We start from the raw sequence: 3,597 nt of genomic DNA, 5'->3' as shown, positions 1-3,597 counted from the left end.
GAGCGCGAGACCCTCCGCCACATCGCCGCCGGCCGCACCTACCTGCAGACCGCCCGCCACATGGGACTGTCCAAGCACACCGTCGACGCCTACCTCCGCCGCATCCGCGCCAAGCTCGGCATCTACAGCACCGCCGAACTCACCCGCACCGCCATCGCCCTCGGCCTCTGACCCCGCAACGGCACGCTCGCGGGCGCAGTCACGACCTGCCGAAGCCCTTGAGGAACGTGTCCACCACGAGGTCGGCCGCCCGAGGAGCCTCCACCTCGGGAAATCGGTGGGCGACGCTGTCCACCAGCTGATCGAGGACCGCCCTCACCCATTCGAGAGGGACGTCGGATCGCAGGTGCCCCTCGTCGACCGCGCGCCGGAGGAAGGCGTCCAGCCGTCCGCTCTGCTCCGCACGCCGGCTGTCGGCATCCGGGTCCTGCCGCATCATCCGACGCGTGTCGACCGGCCACTCGCGGCTGACGGGGACGATCCCCTCCACATAGCGGTGGAGCGCGACCGGCACGGGCGCCTCCACCAGCCGGGCCTCGTCGAGGACCCGTTGGGCGGAATCGAGCTTCGCCTGGAAGACGGCGCTGAGCAGGGCCTCACGCGTGGCGAAGCGGCGGTGAACGGTGGTGCGGTCCACCCCCGCGGCGCCGGCGATGGCCGACATCGAGGTGCTCGGGTCCTCGGCCAGCAGCCGGGCCCCGGTGCGCAGGACGGCTGCGAGATTGCGTGCGGCATCGGCTCTCATGATGGCGTCCATCGTAACAGCGAGTCGCACTTAGACATTCATCACCATCACACTCGCCTCATCTCGGATTGGTAGTGCTACATTGATGTTGCAGTTAAGCGAACAGCTTCCACAGTGACCTTCGTGTGGCACGCAGGCACGGGAGCGCTCATCACAGGACTGGAGGAACGTGCCATGGCACGTACGTGGCTGATCACCGGTGGTTCCCAGGGCCTCGGGAGGGCCCTCGCCGTCGCGGCGCTGGAGGCGGGCGACCAGGTCGCGGTGACCTCCCGCAAGCCGGAGGCGCTGGCGGATCTGGCGGAGGCGCACCCCGGGCGGTTCCAGAGCCTCGCGCTGGACGTCACCTCGCCCACCGGGGCCCGGGACGTGGTCGCGGCGGTGGTCGAGCGGTTCGGCGCCCTCGACGTCGTGGTCAACAACGCCGGATACGCCACCAACGGCTCGGTGGAGGACTTCCCGGAGGACGAGTTCCGGGCGCAGATCGAGGCGAACCTCTACGGGGTGGTCAATGTGACGAGGGCGGCGCTGCCCGTCCTGCGCCGCCGGCGTTCGGGGCACTTCGTGCAGATCTCGTCGATCGGCGGCCGTGTCGGCGGCACGCCCGGCCTCAGCGCCTACCAGACGGCGAAGTTCGCGGTCGCGGGCTTCTCCGAAGTGCTCGCCAACGAGGTGGCCCCGCTGGGCGTGAAGGTGACCATCGTGGAACCGGGCGGCATCCGCACCGGCTGGGCCGCCGGCGCCGCGAAGACGTCCGGCCCGATCGGCGCCGACTACGAGCGGACCGTCGGGCAGTGGCAGGAGCGGTTCGCCGCGTACAGCGGCAACGAGCCCGGCGACCCCGCCCGCATGGCCGCGGCAATCGTCGACGTCGTCGGCGCGCCGGAGCCCCCGCGCCGTCTGCTGCTCGGGAGCGACGCCCTGCAGATCGCCCTGGAGGCGGAGGAGGCCCGGCTCGCGGAGGCCCGCACATGGGCCGAGGTCAGCCGCTCGACGGACCACCCCGCCGCTCCGTGACCGCCCGCGGCTCCCTGACCGCCCGCGGTTCCCTGACCGCCCGCGGCTCCGTCCCGCGGCCCACCGGAACGCACCCCGCGCGCACGGCCCCCGCGTGACCGCGCCCTTTCACCTTCACCCCCGACAAGGAAGTGGTTACTGATGATCGTCCGCGACAAGCTCTACATTGGCGGTTCCTGGGTGGCGCCCAGCGAGCCGGACCTGCTCGAGATCCGTTCCCCGCACGACCGGTCCCTGCTGGGCCGCGTCGCACAGGCGGCCGACGCGGACGTGGACGCCGCCGTGGCCGCGGCGCGTGAGGCCTTCGACAACGGGCCGTGGCCGCGCACCGAACCCAAGGAGCGGCAGGAGGTGATCCGGCGCGTCAACGAGCTGCGCGAGGCCCGCGCCGACGAGATCGCCGCGGCCATATCCGCCGAGAACGGTTCGGCGGGCTGGTTCACCAGGGCCGGCCAGCCGTTCCTGACCCGCCAGGTCGACGCCTACCTCAAGGCCGCCGAGGAACTCGGCTGGGAGGAGGTCCTCCGGCCCTCCGACCCCTCGGTGGCCTTCGACACGGTCGTCAGGCGCGAGCCGATCGGTGTGGTCGCCGCGGTCATCCCGTGGAACTCGCCCTTTTCCGCGGCCACGGCCAAGCTGACGCCGGCCCTGCTGGCCGGCAACACCGTGGTGCTGAAGGTCTCCCCCGAGAACTCGCTCAGCATGATGCTGCTCGCCGACCTCTTCCACGAGGCGGGCCTCCCCGAGGGGGTGCTCAGCATCCTCCCGGCGGACCGGGAGACCAGCGAGCACCTCGTCTCGCACCCGGACGTCGACAAGATCGCCTTCACCGGGTCGACCCGGGCCGGCCGGCGTATCGCCTCGATCGCCGGTGAGCAGCTCAAGCGCGTCAGCCTCGAACTGGGCGGCAAGTCCGCCGCCGTCATCCTGGACGACGCCGACCTCTCCGCCGTCACGCAGGGGCTGCGCTTCGGTTCGCTGGCCAACAACGGCGAGGCCTGCATCCTGCAGACCAGGATCCTGGCGCCGCGCAGCCGTTACGAGGAGGTCGTCGCGGCCCTGAAGGAGATGGTGGAGTCGCTGAAGGTCGGCGACCCCTCCGAGCCGGACACCTTCATCGGCCCCATGATCCGTCGCGACCAGCAGCAGCGCGTGATCGACTACATCAGGCTGGGCATCGAGGAGGGCGCCCGCCTGGTGACCGGCGGCCCCGAGGTGCCGGCGGGACTGGAGGAGGGCAACTACGTCACACCGACCCTGTTCGCGGACGTCGACAACGGGATGCGCATCGCCCAGGAGGAGATCTTCGGCCCCGTCCTGGTCGTGATCGCCTATGACGACGAGGACGACGCGGTGCGGATCGCCAATGCCTCCGACTACGGCCTCTCGGGAGGCGTCTGGACCGCGAGCCCCGAGCGCGCACTGGCGGTCGCCCGCCGGCTGCGCACCGGAACCGTCACCCTGAACGGCTCCCCCATGAGCTTCGACGGCCCCTTCGGCGGCTACAAGGCCAGCGGGATCGGCCGCGAGTACGGATCGGTCGGCCTGAGCGGCTACCTCGAGTACAAGACGATCACCCGCCACCGGTGACCGACGCTCCGAAAGGCCCGGGACGCCCGTCGTGCGTCCCGGGCCTTCGCGTGCGGCCGGAACGCCTCGGAACGGACGGGAACGGGAGCCGGGTCTCAGGGGGCTTCGGCGTGCAGGTTCTTGACCTTGATCCAGTCACGACTGCGCCGGCCCGGCAGATACGTACTGGTCAACCGCTTGGCCACCACACCGTCATACCCCTCCTGCCGAATGTAGTGCAACGCCTCACTGGCCATCGCCGGCCA

At 71.1% G+C, this 3,597-nt stretch carries 5 protein-coding genes; 3 read left to right on the top strand and 2 right to left on the bottom strand.

The window, feature by feature from the left end; translation table 11 throughout:
* A partial coding sequence (locus AB0F62_RS42575) for a LuxR C-terminal-related transcriptional regulator (protein ID WP_361812243.1) occupies positions 1–171 on the top strand: 171 nt, incomplete at its 5' end.
* Positions 172–199: 28 nt separating this feature from the next.
* Here the strand turns inward: AB0F62_RS42575 and AB0F62_RS42570 are convergent.
* Positions 200–745: a helix-turn-helix domain-containing protein gene (locus AB0F62_RS42570; RefSeq protein WP_361812238.1), complete on the bottom strand. Its 546-nt coding sequence runs from the start codon at positions 743–745 to the stop codon at positions 200–202.
* A 174-nt stretch (positions 746–919) separates the two neighbouring features.
* On the opposite strand from AB0F62_RS42570, the gene AB0F62_RS42565 reads away from it, so the two are divergent.
* Entirely contained in the window at positions 920–1,762 is an 843-nt protein-coding gene (locus AB0F62_RS42565; protein WP_361812235.1) for an oxidoreductase, read from the top strand.
* A gap of 141 nt (positions 1,763–1,903) precedes the next feature.
* Positions 1,904–3,352 (top strand): aldehyde dehydrogenase, encoded by a 1,449-nt coding sequence (locus AB0F62_RS42560; protein WP_361812232.1) that lies wholly within the window; start codon positions 1,904–1,906, stop codon positions 3,350–3,352.
* A 95-nt stretch (positions 3,353–3,447) separates the two neighbouring features.
* Here AB0F62_RS42560 and AB0F62_RS42555 read toward each other — a convergent pair whose 3' ends face one another.
* On the bottom strand, positions 3,448–3,588 hold the full coding sequence (locus tag AB0F62_RS42555) for a hypothetical protein (RefSeq protein WP_361811361.1): 141 nt from the start codon (positions 3,586–3,588) through the stop codon (positions 3,448–3,450).
* Between the last annotated feature and the right edge of the window lie 9 nt (positions 3,589–3,597).

The sequence above is a fragment of the Streptomyces sp. NPDC026673 genome (assembly GCF_040638135.1).
GTDB lineage: Bacteria > Actinomycetota > Actinomycetes > Streptomycetales > Streptomycetaceae > Actinacidiphila.
Note: the sequence above shows the minus strand (reverse complement) of the source record. Positions and strands in the feature narration are given on the sequence as shown.

Coding starts and splice junctions, on each gene's coding strand:
- AB0F62_RS42565 (WP_361812235.1), top strand. CDS start 920: ATGGCACGTACGTGGCTGATCACCGGTGGTTCCCAGGGCCTCGGGAGG.
- AB0F62_RS42555 (WP_361811361.1), bottom strand. CDS start 3,588: ATGGCCAGTGAGGCGTTGCACTACATTCGGCAGGAGGGGTATGACGGT.
- AB0F62_RS42560 (WP_361812232.1), top strand. CDS start 1,904: ATGATCGTCCGCGACAAGCTCTACATTGGCGGTTCCTGGGTGGCGCCC.
- AB0F62_RS42570 (WP_361812238.1), bottom strand. CDS start 745: ATGAGAGCCGATGCCGCACGCAATCTCGCAGCCGTCCTGCGCACCGGG.